The sequence below is a fragment of the Citrobacter sp. Cm038 genome (assembly GCF_030333105.1).
Classification (GTDB): Bacteria; Pseudomonadota; Gammaproteobacteria; order Enterobacterales; family Enterobacteriaceae; genus Citrobacter; species Citrobacter murliniae.
In genome coordinates, this window is the sequence record NZ_JAOWGO010000024.1 from 137,549 (window position 1) to 159,287 (window position 21,739).

The window sequence follows — 21,739 nt, forward strand, 5'->3', positions numbered from 1 at the left end:
GGTTTTCTCTTCAACCGGACCGGCTGTTTGTGTGAAGTGATTCACATCCGCCGTGTCGATGGAGGCGCATTATAGGGAGTCGCCTCAGGAAGACAAGCGGAAAAATGCATTTTTGTTTCAACCGCTCACCTTTTATCCACAACGCTTACTTTTGCTGCTTTTTTATCGCCGATGGCAGGTCAGCCAGACTATTTAGCACTATATCTGCCGCATTTTCTGCTTCCGGGGTGACAGGTTTGCCTGTACGCACTAATACTTTTGTCCCCACATTCGCCGCTGTCGCCGCCTGCATATCTTCTATTTTGTCGCCCACCATATAAGAAGCGGCCATATCAATGTGCAGAAAGTCTCGAGCAGAGATAAGCATGCCCGGATGCGGTTTACGGCAATCGCAGACCTGACGGTACTCTTCTACTGTTCCCTGCGGATGGTGAGGACAATAATAGATACCATCCAGATCAACATCACGATCGGCCAGCGACCAGTCCATCCATTCAGTGAGCGTTTCGAACTGCGCTTCGGTAAATTTACCGCGAGCGATACCAGACTGGTTCGTCACTACAATAAGTGCGTAACCCATACTTTTAAGCTCACGCATGGCATCAATGACACCTTCGATAAACTCGAACTCGTCGATCTCATGTACATAACCGTGGTCCACATTAATGGTGCCGTCACGGTCGAGAAAAATTGCGGGTACAGACTTTGCCACCTTTTATAGCTCCTGAATAAGGCATGTCGCTCTAGTATCGCATGTTTCTGCGGGCAAGAAAGTGCTCATCGTGCAAACCCCGATTGATTTAGACGTCTGGATGCCTTAACATCCATCTTGTTAACGGCTTTGACCGTACCAGACAGACGAAAATGCCACGGCTAACTTAATTACGATAATAAATAACCAATGATTAAACTTTCGAATATCACCAAAGTGTTCCAACAGGGGACTCGCTCTATTCAGGCGCTGAACAATGTCAGCCTGCATGTTCCTGCCGGGCAGATTTATGGCGTTATTGGCGCTTCAGGCGCTGGTAAAAGCACGTTAATCCGCTGCGTTAACTTACTCGAACGCCCTACTGAAGGCAGCGTACAGGTCGGTGGCCAGGAGCTAACAACGCTTTCTGAATCTGAGCTGACCAAAGCTCGCCGTCAAATCGGCATGATTTTCCAGCACTTTAACCTGCTGTCGTCCCGTACTGTTTTTGGTAACGTCGCGCTTCCGCTGGAGCTGGATAACACCCCCAAAGAAGAGATTAAACGTCGCGTGTCGGAGCTGTTGGATTTAGTTGGCCTTGGCGATAAGCATGACAGCTTTCCCGCTAACCTTTCAGGTGGGCAGAAACAGCGCGTCGCCATTGCCCGTGCGTTGGCCAGCAATCCTAAGGTGTTGCTGTGCGATGAAGCCACCAGCGCACTCGATCCAGCAACCACTCGTTCGATACTGGAATTATTGAAAGACATTAACCGTCGTCTTGGATTAACCATTCTGCTGATTACCCATGAGATGGATGTCGTAAAACGTATTTGTGACTGCGTAGCCGTTATCAGTAATGGTGAACTGATTGAGCAGGACACCGTCAGCGAAGTGTTTTCACACCCGAAAACGCCGCTGGCGCAGAAATTTATCCAGTCCACGCTACATCTGGACATTCCGGAAGATTATCTGGAGCGCTTAAAAGCAGAGCCCGAAAACGACAGTGTTCCAATGCTGCGGATGGAATTCACAGGGCATTCGGTGGATGCGCCATTGCTCTCTGAAACAGCACGTCGCTTTAATGTGAATAACAATATTATCAGCGCGCAAATGGATTACGCCGGTGGCGTGAAGTTCGGCATCATGCTGACTGAAATGCACGGTACACAAGAAGATACGCAAGCGGCCATCAACTGGCTGCAGGAACACCATGTAAAAGTAGAGGTACTGGGTTATGTCTGAGCCGATGATGTGGCTGCTGGTTCGCGGCGTATGGGAAACGCTGGCAATGACCTTTGTGTCCGGTTTTTTTGGTTTTGTGATTGGCCTGCCCGTCGGCGTGCTGTTGTACGTGACGCGTCCCGGACAAATCATTGAGAACGCGAAACTTTACCGTACGCTGTCTGCACTGGTAAACATTTTCCGTTCCATCCCGTTCATTATTCTGTTGGTCTGGATGATTCCGTTTACCCGCATGATTGTTGGCACCTCTATTGGTTTGCAGGCAGCCATCGTCCCGTTGACCGTTGGCGCCGCACCATTTATTGCCCGCATGGTTGAGAATGCGCTGCTGGAAATCCCTACCGGACTGATAGAAGCATCACGCGCAATGGGTGCTACACCATTGCAGATCGTACGTAAGGTGTTGCTGCCGGAAGCGTTGCCAGGTCTGGTGAATGCGGCGACTATCACACTGATCACCCTGGTCGGCTATTCTGCGATGGGCGGTGCCGTCGGTGCCGGTGGTCTTGGACAGATTGGCTATCAATACGGTTATATTGGATACAATGCTACCGTGATGAATACAGTACTGGTATTACTTGTAGTTCTGGTTTATTTAATTCAGTTATCCGGCGATCGCATCGTCCGGGCTGTCACGCACAAATAACGTTGCACACAACACAAAAAACTCATTAAGAAAAGGAAATAAGCATGGCGTTCAAATTCAAAACCTTTGCGGCAGTTGGAGCCCTGATCGGTTCTCTGGCACTTGTGGGTTGTGGTCAGGATGAAAAAGATCCTAACCACATCAAAGTGGGCGTTATTGTTGGCGCAGAGCAGCAGGTTGCAGAAGTTGCGCAGAAAGTCGCGAAAGAGAAATACGGTCTGGACGTTGAACTGGTAACTTTCAACGATTACGTTCTGCCTAACGAAGCGTTGAGCAAAGGTGATATCGATGCCAACGCCTTCCAGCACAAACCTTATCTGGATCAGCAGATCAAAGATCGCGGTTACAAACTGGTTGCCGTAGGTAATACATTCGTTTACCCAATTGCGGGTTATTCCAAAAAAATCAAATCACTGGATGAACTGCAGGAAGGTTCTCAGGTCGCAATTCCAAACGACCCGACTAACCTTGGTCGTTCCCTGCTGCTGCTGCAAAAAGTGGGTTTGATCAAACTGAAAGATGGTGTAGGTCTGTTGCCGACTGCCCTGGACGTTGTTGAAAACCCGAAAAACCTGAAGCTGGTTGAGCTGGAAGCACCTCAGTTGCCACGCTCACTGGACGATGCGCAAATCGCTCTGGCCGTTATTAACACCACTTATGCCAGCCAGATTGGCCTGACACCGGCAAAAGATGGCATCTTTGTTGAAGATAAAGATTCCCCGTATGTAAACCTGATCGTCACTCGTGAAGACAATAAAGACGCTGAGAACGTGAAGAAATTCGTTGAGGCGTATCAGTCAGACGAAGTTTACGAAGCGGCAAACAAGGTCTTTAATGGCGGCGCTGTTAAGGGCTGGTAATTTTAGGCTGTTTCCAAAATTTGTAATATCATCAGGACGGGCGCTTGCCCGTCTTGTCATTTATGCAAGCACCTGATTCAATATCTGACGTTTAGATCATTCATTGAGGAAACATTATGCGTGCTTTACCGATCTGTTTATTAGCACTCATGCTGAGCGGCTGTTCTATGTTAAGCAGATCCCCTGTTGAACCCGTTCAAAGCACCGCAACCCCGCCTAAAGCGGAGCCGGAAAAACCGAAAGCACCACGCGCAGTGCCGGTGAGAATTTATACCAATGCAGAAGACTTAGTTGGCAAACCGTTCCGCGATCTCGGTGAAGTGAGCGGCGAGTCCTGCCAGGCATCAAACCAGGATTCCCCTCCGAGCATTCCAACCGCACGCAAACGCATGCAGATTAACGCATCTAAAATGAAAGCTAATGCCGTATTGCTGCACAGCTGTGAAGTCACCAGTGGTACACCTGGTTGCTATCGTCAGGCAGTTTGCATCGGTTCTGCACTGAATATTTCGACTAAATGAGTCATTTTCAGTTCGAGCAAATAGGCGTTATCCGCTCTCCTTATAAAGAAAAATTCGCCGTTCCACGCCAGCCTGGCCTGGTAAAAAGTGCCTGCGGCGAACTGCATTTGCTCGCACCGTATAACCAGGCCGATGCTGTTCGCGGCCTGGAAGCGTTCAGCCATTTATGGATTATTTTCGTCTTTCACCAGACGATGGACGGTGGATGGCGCCCGACCGTACGCCCGCCCCGACTTGGTGGTAACGCCAGAATGGGCGTCTTTGCCACGCGTTCAACCTTTCGCCCTAACCCTGTCGGCATGTCGCTGGTCGAGTTGCAAGGGATTGTCTGCCAGAAAGAGAGCGTCATTCTGAAGCTGGGTAGTCTGGATCTGGTCGATGGTACACCGGTTGTAGATATCAAGCCCTACCTGCCGTTTGCCGAAGCATTACCCGATGCCACCGCCAGCTACGCGCAACATGCTCCAGTTGCCGAAATGGGCGTAAGTTTTACCGCCGAGGTTGAGCAGCAGCTTCTGGCTCTGGAAACACGTTATCCGCAGCTAAAAACATTTATTGGTGAAGTACTGGCACAGGACCCGCGTCCTGCGTATCGTAAGGGTGAAGAGACAGGCAAAACGTACGCCGTCTGGTTACACGATTTCAACGTGCGCTGGCGTGTGACGGAAGAGGGTTTCGAAGTCTTTGCGCTTGAACCCCGGTAATTTCGCGCCCTTCTCTTTTGACATCCCTTTCTCGCTGGTAAACTAAATCACTTTTTTTGTGTCAGGCTCGCATTGAGCCTGTTCGATCGTCCAACTGGAACCGTAACAACATGCGTACTAGCCAATATCTGCTCTCCACTCTGAAGGAGACACCTGCCGACGCCGAGGTTATCAGCCACCAGCTGATGCTGCGCGCCGGGATGATCCGCAAGCTGGCCTCCGGGTTATATACCTGGCTGCCGACCGGCGTGCGCGTCCTGAAAAAAGTCGAAAACATCGTGCGTGAAGAGATGAACAACGCCGGTGCGATCGAGGTGTTGATGCCAGTCGTTCAGCCTTCTGAACTGTGGCAAGAGAGTGGTCGTTGGGAACAGTACGGCCCGGAACTGCTGCGTATTGCTGACCGTGGCGATCGTTCATTCGTACTTGGCCCAACGCATGAAGAAGTCATCACCGACCTGATTCGTAACGAGCTCAGCTCTTACAAACAGCTGCCGCTGAACTTCTACCAAATCCAGACGAAATTCCGTGACGAAGTACGCCCACGTTTCGGCGTAATGCGTTCCCGCGAATTCCTGATGAAAGATGCTTACTCTTTCCATACTTCTCAGGAATCTCTGCAGGAAACCTACGATGCGATGTATGCCGCATACAGCAAAATCTTCAGCCGTATGGGGCTGGATTTCCGTGCTGTACAGGCTGATACCGGCTCTATCGGCGGCAGTGCTTCTCACGAATTCCAGGTGCTGGCACAGAGCGGCGAAGATGACGTCGTATTCTCTGACAGTTCCGATTTTGCCGCCAACATCGAGTTTGCTGAAGCCGTTGCGCCGAAAGAACCTCGTGCAGCCGCTACTCAGGAAATGACGCTGGTTGATACACCAAACGCGAAGACCATCGCGGAGCTGGTTGAGCAATTCAATCTGCCAATTGAAAAAACCGTTAAAACTCTGCTGGTAAAAGCCGTTGAAGGCAGTAGCTACCCGCTGGTTGCTCTGCTGGTTCGTGGTGATCACGAGCTAAACGAAGTCAAAGCAGAAAAACTGCCGCAGGTTGCCAGCCCGCTAACCTTCGCTACCGAAGAAGAAATTCGAGCCGTAGTGAAAGCAGGTCCAGGTTCTCTCGGTCCGGTGAATATGCCGATCCCGGTCGTTATCGATCGTACCGTTGCAGTAATGAGCGATTTCGCTGCCGGTGCCAACATCGACGGCAAACACTATTTCGGTATTAACTGGGATCGTGATGTAGCAACACCTGAAGTTGCAGACATCCGTAACGTAGTGGCAGGTGACCCAAGCCCGGACGGTAAAGGTACATTGCTGATTAAACGTGGTATCGAAGTCGGTCACATCTTCCAGTTGGGTACCAAATACTCTGAAGCGCTGAAAGCCGCAGTTCAGGGCGAAGATGGCCGTAATCAGATTCTGACTATGGGCTGCTACGGTATCGGGGTAACTCGCGTGGTCGCGGCAGCCATTGAGCAGAACTACGACGATCGCGGTATTGTATGGCCGGATGCCATTGCACCGTTCCAGGTAGCGATTCTGCCTATGAACATGCACAAATCCTACCGAGTGCAGGAACTGGCAGAGAAGCTGTACGCTGAACTGCGCGCACAGGGCATCGAAGTGCTGATGGACGATCGTAAAGAGCGTCCTGGCGTAATGTTTGCCGATATGGAGCTTATCGGTATACCACACACTATCGTACTCGGCGACCGTAACCTCGATAACGATGATATCGAATACAAATACCGTCGTAACGGCGAGAAACAGCTGATTAAAACCGGCGACATCGTCGACTATCTGGTAAAAGCGATAAAAGGCTAATACCAGCAAAAGGCCCTGATTCTTCAGGGCCTTTTTACTTTATCGATTAATTACACGCTTTTCCTGGCACAAACTTCGCGTCTTTATCTGCCATCAGCGTTTTCACTTTCTCGCCTGTATCCAGGTTCGCCTCCAGCGTGAAATGCCCTTCCAGAGTCAACAGAACAGATTGTCCCGTTTCCGCGCGCGCGGCTAAATAGTCGCGTTCAAGCTGGGCATTATTCGCCACCGGCATACGTTTTCCCGTTGCGCAGTCGGTAAATACTGCCGCATCCGCCATGTAGAAATACATACCACGCATCGGCATTGGCGTAACCGGCAAACTGGCTGAAACCGGCTGAAGGGTATAGTTAAACTGCGACTCAATCGGATTACCTTCACGATCGAGCATCTCCAGCGCCTCACCTTTTGCCCGATAGTAAGATTTTTCGCCTTTGCTGTCTGTCAGCACCAGTTTATCGGCAGTACGGGCCCATGTCCCATATGAAGCAAACGAAGAGGGTTCATCCCGCACACCCTGATAGCGTTCATTCATCACCCATGTTCCGTCTTTTTCGAGGAACAAAGAGGTTTCAATACCTTCGCAGTCCGCACAAGGTAATATACCGCGCCAGCTTTGCTGCATCGGTTTTAATTCTGCCGCCCGTGTCGGCTGTAGTACATCAACTTCAGTACGATTATTACAGCCGATCAAGGCAAAGAGCGTACATGCAGCCGCTACTGACAATATCGCTGTTTTCACCATGAATTCCTTATAATTTTTTTATTCCCGTTCGTCAGTCTTGCGAGCGACGAACCCTACCTCGCAGTGCCTTCACTGTGGATTTCTGCGCCTTTGATGACAACCTACGCTCTTTCGACGCGCGCGTAGGGCGAGTTGCCTGTCGGCTTTTTTGCACTGCGGTTAACTCTTTAATGACCGCCACCAGTCGGGATATTGCCGCTTCCCGGTTAAGCTCCTGGCTACGGTACTCCTGTGCCTTAATGATAATGACACCATCGCCGCTGATCAGATGATGACTGGCAGCCAGCAGACGTTCCTTATAATACTCTGGCAGGCCAGAGGCCCGAATGTCAAAGCGCAAATGGATAGCCGTCGAAGTCTTATTAACGTGCTGCCCACCTGCTCCCTGAGCCCGGATTGCCGTGATTTCCAGCTCATTATCAGGAATAGAGACATTTCGGGAGATAACAATCATGAAGGTTGCTGCCACGCGCTCAAATGAATTTCCAGATTGTTCTGAGAATCTGACAGCCAGATAGCCCCATCCTGGATAGTCGCCTGAAGCGTCATTGTTCGGCCAGCAAAGTCACTCAGTTGCGCCAGTTGCTCATCATCCAGATACCACACGGATAAATTAGCAAACTGAGAGCACTTACTTTGGTTTTGCTGCCACCAGATTTGAGCCGCACGGCTGTTATAGGCAAACAAAGCAACTTCTGCAGACTGAGTACATGCTTTCTTGATACGGCGTTCATCCGGCAAACCGAGTTCAATCCATAAATCGATACCCAGATGATCATTACGCAACCACGCTTCCGGCTCATCTTCAGCGCTTAATCCCCGCGTAAACTGTAACCGTTCGTCAGCATATTTAATCCACGCCAGCAGGCGCAGCATCATGCGTTCCTGGGTTTCTGAGGGGTGACGCGCCAGCGTCAATGCCGCGTCAAGAAACTGGTTGCGGTCAAGATCCGCCACATTGACTACGGCTTTATATATTGTCGCTTTAAGCGCCATGAGAGAACTCCTTTCGAATCAGGCGTCCATTGTAGCGAAATCTGCGCCAAAAGGCTGCTAACCAGTAGCGTGGGTGTCCTCTATCAAGGCGCTGATATTGCTTGAATGAGTATGGTATAGTCACCTTGCTAAACAGAGTTTATCTTCGTAGGCTTAGACTTGCATCCACGGTTAAGTCAGAGTGCTGACAGGAGGGCATGTGGAAAAATATTGTGAGTTAATACGCAAGCGGTACGCGGAAATTGCCAGCGGAGACTTAGGGTATGTCCCGGATGCGCTGGGTTGCGTATTGAAGGTACTGAATGAAGTGGCTGCAGACAGCGCCCTTTCAGAGTCGGTCAGGGAAAAGGCGGCATATGCGGCCGCGAACTTACTGGTGAGCGATTATGTCAATGAATGAAACGTATCAACCCATTAACTGTGATGATTACGACAATCTTGAGCTCGCCTGCCAGCACCATTTGTTACTGACGCTGGCGCTAAAAGATGGCGAAGTTCTGCAGGCGAAAGCGAATGACCTGGTTTCCCGCAAAAATGTGGAGTATCTGGTTGCAGAAGTCGCAGGTGAAACCCGTGAACTTCGCCTCGACAAAATTGCCAGCTTCAGCCACCCGGAAATCGGTACCGTGGTGGTCAGCGAATCTTAATCCCCTTTGCCGAATGGCGATGCACAAACCTTATCTGGCCTACAATCCGTAGGCCAGATAAGTGCAGCGCCATCATCAGGCATGCCATAGCAGGCGCACACTCTCTTCTTCCTCAGCCATACCTTCACGCGTTACAAATACTCCCGCAGCTGCAATCAGCGTATCGCCGTAAAATAGCAACGGTGTGGTATCTCGTCGCCAGGGAGGGATCCCCTGCTCCTGCCAGATTTTTTTGAGCTTACGCCCGCCGTTACGCCCGACAATATGCAAGAGTCCAGGAGCTTTAAACCGAATACTGACTGTCTCATTCGCTCGCGGTTTTCGTAATTCGCCATCGGGAAGTAACAGCACCGTTCCCAGCCCGGCAGGCAACACCAACGGTGTTTTCGTGCATGACCATGGAATCACCGTTTCACTTTGCCCGACAACAGATTTAACCCACCACAGCTGTGACTGGTAACGACGAATTTCGTACCCGCCAAAGCACAAACGGGGTACAGCATCTTCCCGCGCCAGCGCGACTTCCTGCCAGATACGCTCCAAAGCATCCCGGGAGGGCATCGGTGCATTCAACCCAGCCAGCCAGCGACGAAGCAGCGCCGCACGCCGCACATCGCTCTTCATCATTAATGGTTCCAGTCGCAGCGTACCTTGAGCGGTGACACAGTCAGCTAAATCTTGAGCAAGTAACTCATCCAGTAAACTCTCCTGCTCGGCGCACAGCGAGGCGCTGCGGGCTGTAGCCTCCGCAAAATGCGGCCAGCGTTGTTGCAGGAGTGGAATAATGCGTAGGCGTAAGAAATTGCGGTCATAAGCATCAACCTGATTGCTTTCGTCTTCAATCCAGCTTAACGCATGCGTCCGCGCCCACTTTTCAAGTTCGTCTCGCGTTTGTGTTAGCAGTGGGCGAATAAGCCGGGTTCCGGCAAACGGTGAACTTTCACCCATCGCAGAAAGCCCAGCGGGGCCACTGCCACGTTTTAGTGCGAGCAAAAATGTTTCGCACTGGTCATCAAGATGCTGGGCGGTCATCAGTATTTCATTCGACAACAGTGTCTGTTCAAACGCCTGATAGCGTGCCCGTCGCGCCTGAGCTTCTATTCCTGACCCATCGTCCTGCAGCTGTACCCGCTCAACCACCAGTGGTACCTGCCATTGCGCACATATCGATTCACAGTGGGTCACCCATTCATCAGCGTGGGGACTTAACCCATGATGGATATGGATAGCGCGCAAGGAGACTTCAGGGTGCTGCGTTCGCCACTGCACCAGTTGATGCAACAGCACGGTAGAGTCCAGGCCGCCACTAAAAGCGACGAGGATCTGGTTAGCGTTCAGAAGTGAAGTGTTCAGTGTGAGTGTCGTCATGATAGTTGCTTACAATGGCATTGCCCGGCACGTTACCGGGCTAAAGCCACAATAACAAGACTTACAGTTCATACAGTTCAAGAGGCAATCCGTCTGGATCGTTGAAAAACGTAAAGCGCTTACCAGTAAAAGGATCGACGCGTATCGGCTCGCATTTCACATTATGATCTTCCAGATGGGTTATTGCGGCTTCCACGTTCTCAACGCTAAACGCCAGGTGACGTAAACCGCAAGCCTCTGGTCGGCTGGGGCGGCCAGGCGGAAAAGGAAAGGAAAAAAGCTCAATCACATACTGCCCATTCAACGCGAGGTCGCCTTTCCAGGAGTCACGCTCTTCACGGTAGGCTTCACTCATCAACGTGAAGCCCAGCACATCACAGTAAAATGCCTTACTGACCGCGTAATCCGTCGCAATAATGGCAATATGGTGAACCTGTTTTAATCCCAGCATAGCGTGTTTGCCTCTTTAGTTTTCTTTTCGCACATTACTCATCCGCAGTCGGTTCAGGCAAGTTGTTATGCCATTTTTAGGACTCTCACACGATACACACCGTCCTCGCCCAGTTTAGCGCCATGAATATCTGTTTCGAATCCGGGGTAATGATGGCCTACTGAACACAGCATCAGCAGGAAATCGAGTACAGCACGGCTTTCTTCAGTGATCATTTCCCCCGGCATCAGCAGCGGTACACCAGGTGGATAAGGCAGGATCATATTGGCAGAAACGCGCCCCACCAGTTGATCGAGCGTCACGGTCTCCACTTCGCCTTTAATTTGTCGCTGCCAGGCCTGATGCGGCGTCATTTTCATTTCCGGCAAGGTGTCAAATGCCCGTAGCATCAACCCGGAGAGATCATGCTGGCGGATCAAATTATGGATCCCTTGCGCCAGATCCTGAATACGCATATTGCGATAAAAATCAGGATCTTCAGCATACAAATCCGGCAGCATGTTTTTAACGCGCAAATTAAGGTCATATGAGCGTTTGAACTCAGTAAGTCCTCGCAGTAAGCCCATTGCCCGGGTTTTATCAATCCCAATGCTGAACAGGAACAACAGATTATACGGACCTGTTTTCTCCACCACGACACCGCGTTCATCGAGGAACTTTGCTACCAGCGCGGCAGGGATCCCTTCTTCGCTCATATTTCCTTGTTCATCCATTCCCGGCGTCAGAATAGTGACTTTTACCGGGTCGAGGAACATGTGGTCAGCGTCAGCATCATTAAACCCATGCCAGCCTTCATCAGGAGCGACGGGCCAGCATTCCGCTTGATCTACTTTTTCCGGCTGCCAGATATCGAAGAACCAACCGTCCGATTCTTCTCGCAGTCGCTGTACCTCTTTACGGAAATGGAGCGCGCGCTCCACCGAGCGGTTAATTAGCCGCTTACCGGGATTACCACGCAGCATCGCCGCCGCTGTTTCAATCGATGCCACAATGGGGTAGCTGGGTGAGGTCGAGGTGTGCATCATAAAGGCTTCATTAAAGGTATCTTCGTCATAATCCCCTTTAATGTGAATCAAAGACGCCTGCGACAACGCGGCCAACATCTTGTGGGTGGACTGCGTTTCAAAGATGACTTTACCTGGAACCCTCTCACCGCTCATGCCACTTTTCCCCTGGTAAATCGGATGGAAATGCGTGTAAGGCACCCAGGCAGAGTCAAAATGAATTGAAGGGACATCCAGCGTTTGTTTAATCCAGTTAGTGTTATACAACAGACCGTCGTAGGTCGAGTTAGTGATAACTGCATGCACCGGCCACTGTGCTTGCGTAGTCTCCTCTACCTTACGTGCAATACTCTCGCGGCAGAATTCGCGGCGCGGAATTCCCCCGAGGATCCCCAGCGCATTACGTGTGGGTTTCAGCCAAATGGGCACCACATCACTCATCATCAATAAATGCGCGAGAGATTTATGACAGTTGCGATCAATTAATAACGTACTTCCCGTAGGGGCGGCATACATCCCAACAATCTTATTCGACGTCGATGTGCCGTTGGTGACCATATAACTTTGCTCTGCGCCAAAGGTGCGAGCGATATACTCTTCTGCTTCCAGGTGTGGACCTGTATGGTCCAATAGCGACCCCAGCTCAGTCACAGAAATGGACACGTCAGCCTTTAACGTGTTGCCGCCAAAGAAATCATAGAACAGGCATCCCACCGGGCTTTTCTGGTACGCCGTTCCCGCCATATGCCCTGGCGTACAGAAGGTATACTTCCCTTCCTTCACATAAGTAAACAGCGCTTTGGTAAAGGGAGGCGTAATGTTATCGAGATATTCACTGGTGTACTGCCGAATACGCGTCGCTATATCTTCGGACTGACCAAGCGCATACTCAAAAAACCACAGCGCCATGCGCAGATCGTGGGCGCTGACATCCATCGTCGAATGGGTATTAATAAAAGCGTACAGTGGGAGATATTCATTTAGCTGATTGATATCGCTACACAACTCCAGGCTGTATTCATCCCAGTCAAAAATAACACCGCAAATGCGCGGATTGTGTTCGATAAATTTCAGCAGGTCGACGCTATTCTGCGGCCAGATAATCTGAAACCCCTGCTGCTGCAGCGCACGTTCAAGTTCCTTGATGGGCTCATCTTTATAAAAGACGCCATGCGGTCCCATGATGGCAATAATGTTCATGCGTTCCTCCTGGAAAAACCTTAGTTAATCATAGCCTGGTCAAACCGCAGGTAAAAAAAAGGGCCACAGTGTTGTGGCCCTTTTCAGAATAAATACAGTTTACGCGTAACCGTAGTTCATCAGACGCTGGTAACGACGATTTTTGAGCTCTTCCATACTTAACACGTCAAGATCGGCCAGATCGGCCAGCAATTGTGCCTTCAGCGACGCTGCCATTGCTTCCGGATTACGATGCGCACCACCCAGTGGTTCCGGAACGATGGAGTCGATAAGCTTCAGCTCTTTCAAACGCGTCGCAATAATGCCCATCGCTTCTGCCGCCAACGGCGCTTTGTCTGCGCTTTTCCACAGAATGGACGCGCAGCCTTCCGGGGAGATAACAGAATAGGTGCTGTATTGCAGCATATTCACTTTATCGCCCACGCCGATCGCCAGCGCACCACCGGAACCACCTTCACCGATAACGGTGCAGATAACCGGCACGCTCAGACGTGACATTTCACGCAGGTTGCGCGCAATCGCTTCAGACTGACCACGTTCTTCCGCGCCCACCCCCGGGTAAGCCCCAGGGGTGTCGATGAAGGTGATAATCGGCATCTTGAAGCGTTCGGCCATTTCCATCAGACGCAGCGCTTTGCGATAGCCTTCTGGTGCTGGCATACCAAAGTTACGACGGATCTTTTCTTTGGTTTCACGACCTTTCTGATGACCAATGATCATCACCGGACGACCATCCAGACGCGCGATGCCGCCGACGATAGCTTTGTCATCCGCATAGGCACGATCGCCCGCCAGCTCATCAAATTCATCAAACGCCAGGCGGACATAATCCAGGGTATATGGACGCTGTGGATGGCGAGCCAGTTGGGCTACTTGCCATGCGCCAAGATCGGCGAAGATTTTGCGCGTCAGTTCTACGCTTTTTTCACGCAGACGATGCACTTCTTCATCGATGTTAATATCCAGTTTCTCATCCTGACGGCTAACCGCAGTCAGAGAATCGATTTTTGCTTCCAGCTCTGCAATCGGCTGTTCAAAATCAAGGAAATTCAGACTCATAGTATTCCTGTATTAGTCAAACTCCAGTTCCACCTGCTCCGAACCAATAAGGCCACGGAGATCGTTTAGTAAACGATCGCTCGGAGAGACACGCCACGTTGCGCCAAAACGCAATCGCGCACGTGCATCCGCCCTCTGATAGTAGAGATGTACTGGAATTGTCCCCGAGCGGTGGGGTTCCAGAGACTGACGGAGTCGGTTTAAAAGCTGGTCATCAATTTGCCTGTCCGTCAGCGAGATAGCAAGCCCGCGAGCATATTTTTCCCGGGCTTCGTCAATATCCATGACTTCACGGGCCATCATTTTAAGCCCGCCGTTGAAGTCATCAAAGCTGACCTGTCCGCTGACGATAAGTATGCGGTCTTTTTCCAGCAAATGCTGGTATTTATCCAGAGCATCGGTGAATAACATCACTTCCAGACGCCCGGAACGGTCATCCAGTGTGCAAATGCCGATACGATTACCGCGCTTGGTGACCATTACCCGCGCAGCAATAACGAGCCCCGCAGCAGTGGTAACTTTACCACGTTCTGTCGGATGCATGTCTTTCAGCCTGTGGCCTCCGACATAGCGCTCAATTTCTTTTAAATACTGATTGATAGGGTGTCCGGTCAGGTAAAGTCCTAACGTTTCACGTTCACCCTCTAATACCACCTGCTCCGGCCACGGCGTGCAGCTGGCGTAGGATTGTTCAATTTGTTCCGGCTCTTCCGCCAGTACACCAAACATATCGGCCTGACCGATAGCTTCAGCTTTCGCATGCTGATCGGCAGCTTTAAGCGCATCATTAAGCGAATTCATCAACGCAGCGCGATGCGGGCCAAGGCGGTCAAACGCCCCGGACATGATTAGCTTTTCCAACACCCGGCGATTAAGCTTCTTAATATCTGTGCGGGCACAGAGATCAAACAGCTCGCGGAAGTAGCCACCTTTATTACGCGCTTCAATGATAGCTTCAATTGGCCCTTCACCCACGCCTTTTATCGCGCCGATGCCATACACAATTTCGCCGTCATCATTAACATGGAAATGGTACAGCCCGGAGTTGATATCTGGCGGCAGGATTTTTAGCCCCATGCGCCAGCATTCGTCCACCAGCCCCACCACCTTTTCGGTGTTATCCATATCGGCGGTCATTACCGCTGCCATAAACTCAGCAGGGTAATGCGCTTTCAGCCACAGCGTCTGGTAAGAGACCAGCGCATAGGCCGCTGAGTGCGATTTGTTAAATCCGTAACCGGCGAATTTCTCCACCAGGTCAAAGATTTTCATCGCCAGCTCGCCATCTACACCACGCTTTTTCGCCCCTTCTTCGAAGGTGCCGCGCTGCTTGGCCATCTCTTCCGGTTTTTTCTTACCCATCGCACGACGCAACATGTCCGCGCCGCCAAGAGTATAGCCCGACAGCTCCTGAGCTATCTGCATGACCTGTTCCTGATACAGGATAATGCCATAGGTCGGCTCCAGCACCGGTTTCAGGCACTCATGCTGCCATTGTACGTCCGGGTAGGAAATCTCTTCACGACCGTGTTTACGGTCGATAAAGTTATCTACCATCCCTGACTGCAGCGGACCTGGGCGGAACAGCGCCACCAGAGCGATCATGTCTTCGAAGCAGTCAGGCTGCAGGCGCTTGATCAGATCCTTCATACCGCGAGATTCAAGCTGGAAAACAGCTGTCGTCTCTGAACGCTGCAGCATATCGAAACTTTTTTTATCGTCGAGCGGAATGGCGGCGATATCCAGCGGTGGCTCACCGTTCTTCTTACGGCGAGCGTTTATCATCTCCAGCGCCCAGTTGATGATAGTGAGCGTTCGCAAGCCGAGGAAGTCAAACTTCACCAGCCCGGCGTATTCCACATCGTTCTTATCAAACTGAGTAACCGGGTGCAGCCCCTGCTCATCGCAGTACAACGGCGCAAAGTCAGTAATTTTAGTTGGCGCGATGACCACACCACCAGCATGTTTACCGGCGTTACGTGTGACACCTTCCAGCTTACGCGCCATGTCGATCAGCGCCCTGACCTCTTCATCAGCCTCGTAAATTTCAGGCAGTTGCGGCTCAGCCTCAAAGGCCTTCGCCAGCGTCATCCCCGGATCGGGTGGCACCAGTTTAGAAATACGGTCAACAAAACCGTACGGATGCCCCAGCACGCGGCCTACGTCGCGGATAACCGCTTTTGCCGCCATCGTACCAAAGGTAATAATCTGCGATACCGCGTCACGGCCATACATATCCGCTACGTGCTCAATTACCTGGTCGCGCTTCTCCATACAGAAGTCAACGTCGAAGTCAGGCATCGAGACACGTTCCGGGTTGAGGAAACGTTCGAACAGCAGATCGAATTCCAGCGGATCAAGATCGGTAATTTTTAATGCATAAGCAACCAACGAGCCCGCACCGGAACCACGTCCCGGCCCAACGGGTACACCGTTATCTTTTGACCACTGGATAAACTCCATAACGATCAGGAAGTAACCCGGGAACCCCATTTGGTTAATAACCTGAAGTTCAATATCCAGGCGTTCATCATAGGGTGGGCGCTTCTCTTGACGCTCGGCTTCGTCCGGGAACAAAAATGCCAGACGCTCTTCCAGCCCCTCTTTGGATTTTTTGACCAGATAGTCTTCCGTGGTCATATCACCAGTCGGGAACTGCGGCAGAAAATATTCGCCCAAACGTACCGTCACATTACAGCGTTTGGCTATCTCGACAGTATTTTGCAGCGCTTCCGGGATGTCGGAGAACAGCTCGCACATCTCCTCTTCGCTGCGCATATACTGCTGCGGCGAATAGTTGCGCGGGCGTTTCGGATCATCGAGAGTGAAACCATCGTGGATCGCAACGCGAATTTCATGCGCGTCGAAATCTCCGCTTTCAAGGAAGCGAACATCGTTGGTCGCCACCACTGGCAGACCACGCGTTTCGGCCAGAGCCACTGCGGCATGCAGATAATTTTCTTCGTCTTGCCTGCCGGTGCGGATCAGTTCCAGGAAGTAGCAATTGGGAAAATGTTCTTCATAAAACGTCACGCACTCATCGACCAGTGCGCTGTTACCACGCAGCAGGCTGCGCCCGACGTCGCCCATGCGACCACCGGAAAGCAAAATTAATCCATCTTTTAAATCGACCAGCCAGTCTTTGTCGATAACCGGCCCTTCAGCACCATAGCCACGCTGATAGGCTTTCGATATCAACAATGTCAGGTTCTGGTAACCCGTGTTATTGGCCGCCAGCACGGTCAGTTGAGTGAGCTCATCACCAAACAGTTCACTACGAACATGAAAATCAGCGCCAACAATTGGCTTAATGCCCGCGCCATGACCCGCTCCGTAAAACTTCACCAGACCACACAGGTTGGTAAAATCGGTGATCGCCAGCGCAGGCATGCCTAATGCGGCCGCCTTTTTTACCAGCGGTCCGGTTTTTGCCAGCCCATCAATCATGGAGTAGTCGCTGTGCACCCGCAGGTGGACGAAACGTGGTTCAGACATCTTCAGATTCCGGTTTACTTATTCTCGACACAAGAATCAGGACGCGAGTCCCAGTGCGCGTTTGACAGGGCCAAAGCTGCGACGGTGGTACTCTGTAGCGCCATGCTCTGCCAGCTTTTCCAGATGAAAAGCGGTTGGGTAGCCTTTGTGCTGTGCAAAGCCATACTGCGGAAAAATAATATCCAGCGCCGCCATTTCAGCGTCACGTGTGACTTTCGCCAGGATAGACGCAGCGCTGATCTCTGCCACGCGGCTATCACCTTTCACTACCGCCATCGACGGCATCGGCAATGCCGGGCAACGATTTCCATCAATCAGTACGTATTCAGGCGTAATATGCAGACCTGCAACCGCACGCTGCATAGCCAGCATGGTGGCATGCAGGATATTCAGCTCGTCAATTTCATGCGGTTCCGCTCGCCCAAGGCTCCAGCTTAACGCCTTGTCCTTGATTTCATCGTAAAGTGCCAGACGACGCTTTTCCGACAATTTTTTGGAGTCGTTGAGCCCGACAATCGGACGCGCAGGATCAAGTATAACGGCCGCAGTCACAACGGCTCCCACCAAAGGACCGCGCCCCACTTCATCCACACCCGCCACTAAATGCGTATGTGGATAAACAAATTCAATCATTGTGCTAACTCCAGGACAGCATCCGCCGCTTGTTCATCGGCATTGCAACGGATCTGCTGGTGCAGTTCACGGAAAGTGTCATGCATCGCATGGCTGGTTTTACCATTGGCGAGCAACGGCAACAGCGCTTGTGCCAATGCATGCGGTTCGCATTCATCCTGCAGCAGCTCTTTAACCAGTTCTCTTCCCGCTAACAAGTTCGGCAGAGAAACATAATCGGTTTTCACCAGACGCTTCGCCAGCCAGAACGTGAAGGGTTTCATACGATAGCCGACAACCATCGGACACTTCGCCAGCATGCACTCCAGCGCAGCCGTACCAGAGGCCAGCAACGCAGCATCGCTGGCAACCATGGCTTCACGTCCCATTCCATTAAGCATATGTACGGAAAGTTCTGGAGCCACTTCAGCCTTGATGCGTTCAAACTGCTCTCGGCGTTTGGTATTGACCAACGGAACCACGACTTCGAGATCCGGGTATTGTTGACGTAATAGCTGCGCTGTTTTCAGAAAATCAGCGCTGAGCATTTCCACTTCTGCACCACGACTTCCCGGTAGCAATGCCAGACAGTGCGCATCATGAGGAATACCCAGAACATCACGAGCCGCATTTTTATCAGGATCCAACGGCATGGCATCCGCCATGGTGTGACCGATAAAGCGGCACGGGACGTTAAATTTGTCATAAAACGCTTTTTCGAAAGGCAGAAAGGCCAGCACCATATTGGTGGATCTGCCTATTTTGAAAACGCGTTTCTGTCGCCATGCCCACACGGAGGGGCTGACGTAATGAATGGTTTTAATGCCCTGCTTTTTCAAATTTCCTTCGAGGGTAATGTTGAAATCAGGCGCATCAATACCGACAAAAACATCCGGCTTGAGATCGGTGAAACGGCGAGTTAGATCAGCGCGGATATGCAGCAAACGGCGCAGGCGTCCAAGCACTTCAACAATGCCCATTACCGCCAACTCTTCCATTTCGTACCAGGCTTCACAGCCTTCAGCCTGCATCAGCGGACCTGCAACGCCAACAAATCGCGCATTGGGGACGCGAGCCTTGAGTGCTCGAATTAATCCTGCACCAAGAATATCGCCGGAGGTTTCTCCGGCGACGAGGGCAATCGTTAAAGGACGCTGCTCAGTCATTAACGAATCAGACCACGCGTTGAGCGCTCAAAGAAATCGCTAAAGGCCTGAACATCGGGGTACTGCTTCGCCAGTTCGGCGATTTCCGGTTTCGCTTCGTCAAGCGTTTTGCCGCTGCGGTACAACGCTTTATAGGCATTGCGGATCGCAGTAATCGCTTCCCGAGTGAATCCACGACGCTTCAGACCTTCAATGTTGACGCCAAACGGCGTCGCATGGTTGCCCTGGGCAATAACGTATGGAGGAACATCCTGGGCAACGCCAGAACAGCCACCAACCATCACGTGCGCGCCAATGATGCAGAACTGATGCACCGCTGTCATGCCACCGATGATAACAAAATCATCCAGCGAAACATGTCCGGCAAGCGTGGCGTTATTCGCCAGAATGCAGCGGTTACCCACCGTACAATCGTGCGCGACGTGCGCGTTGATCATCAGTAAGTTATCACTGCCCACCTTCGTCAACCCACCGCCCTGCACTGTGCCACGATGAATGGTGACGCTCTCGCGGATGCGGTTACGATCGCCAATTTCCACACGGGTCGGTTCGCCAGCATATTTCAGGTCCTGGTTCACTTCACCGATGGAGGCAAACTGATAGATCTCGTTATCGCGACCAATCTTGGTATGACCATTCACGACTACGTGAGACTTCAGTACGGTACCCTCACCAATTTCAACATGGGGTCCAACAATACAAAATGGGCCAATGTGAGCATTAGCGCCAATGCTGGCACCATCTTCTACAATGGCAGTTGGGTGAATAAAGGCGGATTTATCAATCACGTATCAGGCCTCCCGGCTACGGGCACACATCATTGTTGCTTCGCACACAACTTTACCGTCGACCAACGCAACCCCTTTAAAACGGGTCAGGCCGCGGCGCGTTTTCTCGAAAGTCACTTCCATGATCATCTGATCGCCTGGCACGACAGGACGCTTAAAGCGTGCCTCATCAATTCCTGCGAAGTAATACAGTTCGCCCGGCTCCAGTTTTCCTACGCTTTTAAACGCCAGAATACCCGTTGCCTGTGCCATCGCTTCCAGAATCAGCACACCAGGGAAAATCGGTTTACCCGGGAAATGGCCCTGAAAGAAAGGCTCGTTAACGGATACATTTTTCACTGCGCGCAGAAAACGACCTTCTTCAAAATCCAGCACACGGTCAACCAGCAGAAACGGAAAACGGTGCGGCAGAAGTTCTAAAATCTCTTCAATATGCAGAGTATGAGTGTTAGTAGTCAAAATACTCTTCCTGTCAAAATATACTAAAAGGCAATAATAACACGGCCTGTCGCAATCGCATGAATGTGACAGGCCGTAAAAGGATGGCACGTACATACACTTTATCTTTCAAGCTGCCGCTTTGTTGGCTGCCTTGGCTCACTCCAGTCACTTACCTGCGCAAGCTCCCGGGATTTCACTCAATTGCCGCTTCAATGCAGCTTGAACGATGTTGTGTACAGGTGGAACGTTAGTCTTGTTGATTAACCTTGCGCTCAATTGCTTTGAGACGCTTGCTCATATCATCAATATTCATCACCAGTGCAGCTGTTTTACGCCATACCTTGTTGGGTTGTAGCGGAATGCCTGAGGAGTAGACGCCAGGTTCAGTAATAGGACGCATCACCATACCCATGCCAGTTACCGTGACTTTGTCGCATATTTCCATATGCCCATTGATCACGCTGGCGCCGCCAATCATGCAGTAACGGCCAATCTTCAGGCTACCCGCCATAATGACGCCACCGGCTACAGCCGTATTGTCGCCAATCACAACGTTATGCGCAATCTGGCACTGGTTATCAATGATAACACCATTGCCGATCACGGTATCATCCAGTGCGCCACGATCGATTGTCGTACAGGCACCAATCTCGACGCGATCGCCAATAATGACGCGACCAAGCTGCGGGATCTTCACCCAATTACCACGATCGTTTGCATAGCCAAAGCCGTCAGATCCGACGACTGTGCTTGACTGGATCAGGCAATTCTCACCGATCTGAATATCGTGGTAAATCGTCACATTGGCCCACAAGCGTGAACCTGCACCGATTTTTGTGTTTTTTCCGACGAAGCAACCTGCGCCGATAACCACGTTATCGCCCAGCTCTACGCCTGACTCGATGACCGCATTTGCGCCAACAGAGACATTATTACCCAGCTTCGCCGTCGCATCGATCACTGCACTGGGTGCAATATTTTGTGCAGGCTGAGGCGTGGTATCTAAAATTTGTGCCATTCGTGCATAGGTCAGGTAGGGATTCTTCACTACCAGCGCGGCACTCTTAGCAAAAGGAAGATCGTCCTGCGTCATCACAACGGCAGAAGCCTGGCATACGCCTAAATGTTCACGGTATTTAGGGTTTACCATGAATGTGATATTGCCAGTTTGCGCAGATTGCATGGACGCTACGCCGGTGATGACGATATCGCCATCACCGTGTAATTCTGCATCCAACTGCTCTGCTAAATCAGCCAGTCGAATTGAAGGCATT

The 21,739-nt window shown here is 51.3% G+C and carries 22 protein-coding genes; 8 read left to right on the forward strand and 14 right to left on the reverse strand.

Annotated features, from left to right (window positions below; translation table 11 throughout):
- Positions 1 to 145: 145 nt before the first annotated feature.
- Complete coding sequence (gene gmhB, locus OGY01_RS18015) at positions 146 to 712, reverse strand: D-glycero-beta-D-manno-heptose 1,7-bisphosphate 7-phosphatase (protein ID WP_045440049.1); 567 nt, start codon at positions 710 to 712, stop codon at positions 146 to 148.
- Positions 713 to 901: 189 nt separating this feature from the next.
- On the opposite strand from gmhB, the gene metN reads away from it, so the two are divergent.
- From metN to proS, 6 genes are all read left to right on the forward strand, one after another.
- A complete protein-coding gene (metN, locus tag OGY01_RS18020; RefSeq protein WP_045440046.1) occupies positions 902 to 1,933 on the forward strand; it encodes a methionine ABC transporter ATP-binding protein MetN in 1,032 nt (343 codons plus the stop codon).
- Positions 1,926 to 2,579 (forward strand): methionine ABC transporter permease MetI, encoded by a 654-nt coding sequence (locus OGY01_RS18025; protein ID WP_003018471.1) that lies wholly within the window; start codon positions 1,926 to 1,928, stop codon positions 2,577 to 2,579. Before metN ends, OGY01_RS18025 begins: the two co-directional genes overlap by 8 nt.
- 44 nt (positions 2,580 to 2,623) lie before the next feature.
- Positions 2,624 to 3,439: a methionine ABC transporter substrate-binding lipoprotein MetQ gene (gene metQ / locus OGY01_RS18030; RefSeq protein WP_045440042.1), complete on the forward strand. Its 816-nt coding sequence runs from the start codon at positions 2,624 to 2,626 to the stop codon at positions 3,437 to 3,439.
- A gap of 116 nt (positions 3,440 to 3,555) precedes the next feature.
- The gene (gene rcsF / locus OGY01_RS18035) at positions 3,556 to 3,960 is read left to right on the forward strand and encodes an envelope stress sensor lipoprotein RcsF (RefSeq protein WP_045440039.1); all 405 of its coding nucleotides are present in this window, start codon (positions 3,556 to 3,558) and stop codon (positions 3,958 to 3,960) included.
- Positions 3,957 to 4,664, forward strand: a complete 708-nt coding sequence (gene tsaA / locus OGY01_RS18040; protein ID WP_045440036.1) for a tRNA (N6-threonylcarbamoyladenosine(37)-N6)-methyltransferase TrmO — start codon at positions 3,957 to 3,959, stop codon at positions 4,662 to 4,664. Before rcsF ends, tsaA begins: the two co-directional genes overlap by 4 nt.
- Positions 4,665 to 4,774: 110 nt before the next feature.
- Entirely contained in the window at positions 4,775 to 6,493 is a 1,719-nt protein-coding gene (proS, locus tag OGY01_RS18045; RefSeq protein WP_048222024.1) for a proline--tRNA ligase, read from the forward strand.
- Between the two features lie 46 nt (positions 6,494 to 6,539).
- On the opposite strand, the gene nlpE is transcribed toward proS, so the two are convergent.
- Genes nlpE through OGY01_RS18060 form a run of 3 tightly spaced genes read right to left on the reverse strand, consistent with a single transcriptional unit; the run spans position 6,540 to position 8,234 of the window.
- The gene (nlpE, locus tag OGY01_RS18050; protein WP_286493472.1) at positions 6,540 to 7,238 is read right to left on the reverse strand and encodes an envelope stress response activation lipoprotein NlpE; all 699 of its coding nucleotides are present in this window, start codon (positions 7,236 to 7,238) and stop codon (positions 6,540 to 6,542) included.
- Positions 7,239 to 7,269: 31 nt separating this feature from the next.
- A complete protein-coding gene (arfB, locus tag OGY01_RS18055) occupies positions 7,270 to 7,692 on the reverse strand; it encodes an alternative ribosome rescue aminoacyl-tRNA hydrolase ArfB (RefSeq protein WP_045440031.1) in 423 nt (140 codons plus the stop codon).
- Positions 7,689 to 8,234: a YaeQ family protein gene (locus OGY01_RS18060; protein ID WP_045440028.1), complete on the reverse strand. Its 546-nt coding sequence runs from the start codon at positions 8,232 to 8,234 to the stop codon at positions 7,689 to 7,691. The genes arfB and OGY01_RS18060 overlap by 4 nt, the downstream gene beginning before the upstream one ends.
- A 199-nt stretch (positions 8,235 to 8,433) precedes the next feature.
- Between OGY01_RS18060 and OGY01_RS18065 the strand changes: the two genes are divergently transcribed.
- Positions 8,434 to 8,634 (forward strand): YaeP family protein, encoded by a 201-nt coding sequence (locus OGY01_RS18065; RefSeq protein WP_005132083.1) that lies wholly within the window; start codon positions 8,434 to 8,436, stop codon positions 8,632 to 8,634.
- Entirely contained in the window at positions 8,621 to 8,881 is a 261-nt protein-coding gene (gene rof / locus OGY01_RS18070; protein WP_045440024.1) for a Rho-binding antiterminator, read from the forward strand. Before OGY01_RS18065 ends, rof begins: the two co-directional genes overlap by 14 nt.
- A gap of 75 nt (positions 8,882 to 8,956) precedes the next feature.
- On the opposite strand, the gene tilS is transcribed toward rof, so the two are convergent.
- From tilS to lpxD, 10 genes are all read right to left on the reverse strand, one after another.
- Positions 8,957 to 10,249 (reverse strand): tRNA lysidine(34) synthetase TilS, encoded by a 1,293-nt coding sequence (gene tilS / locus OGY01_RS18075; RefSeq protein ID WP_045440022.1) that lies wholly within the window; start codon positions 10,247 to 10,249, stop codon positions 8,957 to 8,959.
- Positions 10,250 to 10,310: 61 nt separating this feature from the next.
- Positions 10,311 to 10,700, reverse strand: a complete 390-nt coding sequence (locus tag OGY01_RS18080; RefSeq protein ID WP_045440020.1) for a VOC family protein — start codon at positions 10,698 to 10,700, stop codon at positions 10,311 to 10,313.
- Between the two features lie 65 nt (positions 10,701 to 10,765).
- Positions 10,766 to 12,904, reverse strand: a complete 2,139-nt coding sequence (gene ldcC, locus OGY01_RS18085) for a lysine decarboxylase LdcC (protein ID WP_045440018.1) — start codon at positions 12,902 to 12,904, stop codon at positions 10,766 to 10,768.
- 99 nt (positions 12,905 to 13,003) lie between these two features.
- Positions 13,004 to 13,963 carry an acetyl-CoA carboxylase carboxyl transferase subunit alpha gene (accA, locus tag OGY01_RS18090; RefSeq protein WP_286493474.1) on the reverse strand — a complete coding sequence of 320 codons (960 nt, stop codon included), beginning with the start codon at positions 13,961 to 13,963 and terminating at the stop codon, positions 13,004 to 13,006.
- Positions 13,964 to 13,975: 12 nt separating this feature from the next.
- Complete coding sequence (dnaE, locus tag OGY01_RS18095; RefSeq protein ID WP_045440012.1) at positions 13,976 to 17,458, reverse strand: DNA polymerase III subunit alpha; 3,483 nt, start codon at positions 17,456 to 17,458, stop codon at positions 13,976 to 13,978.
- A gap of 36 nt (positions 17,459 to 17,494) precedes the next feature.
- Positions 17,495 to 18,091, reverse strand: coding sequence for a ribonuclease HII (rnhB, locus tag OGY01_RS18100; RefSeq protein WP_225760482.1), 597 nt, complete (start codon positions 18,089 to 18,091; stop codon positions 17,495 to 17,497).
- Complete coding sequence (gene lpxB, locus OGY01_RS18105; RefSeq protein ID WP_048222027.1) at positions 18,088 to 19,236, reverse strand: lipid-A-disaccharide synthase; 1,149 nt, start codon at positions 19,234 to 19,236, stop codon at positions 18,088 to 18,090. The genes rnhB and lpxB overlap by 4 nt, the downstream gene beginning before the upstream one ends.
- Positions 19,236 to 20,024, reverse strand: a complete 789-nt coding sequence (lpxA, locus tag OGY01_RS18110) for an acyl-ACP--UDP-N-acetylglucosamine O-acyltransferase (RefSeq protein ID WP_045440007.1) — start codon at positions 20,022 to 20,024, stop codon at positions 19,236 to 19,238. The genes lpxB and lpxA overlap by 1 nt, the downstream gene beginning before the upstream one ends.
- Before the next feature lie 3 nt (positions 20,025 to 20,027).
- Entirely contained in the window at positions 20,028 to 20,483 is a 456-nt protein-coding gene (fabZ, locus tag OGY01_RS18115; protein WP_003018528.1) for a 3-hydroxyacyl-ACP dehydratase FabZ, read from the reverse strand.
- 229 nt (positions 20,484 to 20,712) lie between these two features.
- Positions 20,713 to 21,738, reverse strand: coding sequence for a UDP-3-O-(3-hydroxymyristoyl)glucosamine N-acyltransferase (gene lpxD / locus OGY01_RS18120; RefSeq protein WP_003018531.1), 1,026 nt, complete (start codon positions 21,736 to 21,738; stop codon positions 20,713 to 20,715).
- Position 21,739: the final 1 nt, after the last annotated feature.

Coding starts and splice junctions, on each gene's coding strand:
- metN (WP_045440046.1), top strand. CDS start 902: ATGATTAAACTTTCGAATATCACCAAAGTGTTCCAACAGGGGACTCGC.
- OGY01_RS18025 (WP_003018471.1), top strand. CDS start 1,926: ATGTCTGAGCCGATGATGTGGCTGCTGGTTCGCGGCGTATGGGAAACG.
- metQ (WP_045440042.1), top strand. CDS start 2,624: ATGGCGTTCAAATTCAAAACCTTTGCGGCAGTTGGAGCCCTGATCGGT.
- rcsF (WP_045440039.1), top strand. CDS start 3,556: ATGCGTGCTTTACCGATCTGTTTATTAGCACTCATGCTGAGCGGCTGT.
- tsaA (WP_045440036.1), top strand. CDS start 3,957: ATGAGTCATTTTCAGTTCGAGCAAATAGGCGTTATCCGCTCTCCTTAT.
- proS (WP_048222024.1), top strand. CDS start 4,775: ATGCGTACTAGCCAATATCTGCTCTCCACTCTGAAGGAGACACCTGCC.
- nlpE (WP_286493472.1), bottom strand. CDS start 7,238: ATGGTGAAAACAGCGATATTGTCAGTAGCGGCTGCATGTACGCTCTTT.
- arfB (WP_045440031.1), bottom strand. CDS start 7,692: ATGATTGTTATCTCCCGAAATGTCTCTATTCCTGATAATGAGCTGGAA.
- OGY01_RS18060 (WP_045440028.1), bottom strand. CDS start 8,234: ATGGCGCTTAAAGCGACAATATATAAAGCCGTAGTCAATGTGGCGGAT.
- rof (WP_045440024.1), top strand. CDS start 8,621: ATGTCAATGAATGAAACGTATCAACCCATTAACTGTGATGATTACGAC.
- tilS (WP_045440022.1), bottom strand. CDS start 10,249: ATGACGACACTCACACTGAACACTTCACTTCTGAACGCTAACCAGATC.
- OGY01_RS18080 (WP_045440020.1), bottom strand. CDS start 10,700: ATGCTGGGATTAAAACAGGTTCACCATATTGCCATTATTGCGACGGAT.
- ldcC (WP_045440018.1), bottom strand. CDS start 12,904: ATGAACATTATTGCCATCATGGGACCGCATGGCGTCTTTTATAAAGAT.
- accA (WP_286493474.1), bottom strand. CDS start 13,963: ATGAGTCTGAATTTCCTTGATTTTGAACAGCCGATTGCAGAGCTGGAA.
- dnaE (WP_045440012.1), bottom strand. CDS start 17,458: ATGTCTGAACCACGTTTCGTCCACCTGCGGGTGCACAGCGACTACTCC.
- rnhB (WP_225760482.1), bottom strand. CDS start 18,091: ATGATTGAATTTGTTTATCCACATACGCATTTAGTGGCGGGTGTGGAT.
- lpxB (WP_048222027.1), bottom strand. CDS start 19,236: ATGACTGAGCAGCGTCCTTTAACGATTGCCCTCGTCGCCGGAGAAACC.
- lpxD (WP_003018531.1), bottom strand. CDS start 21,738: ATGCCTTCAATTCGACTGGCTGATTTAGCAGAGCAGTTGGATGCAGAA.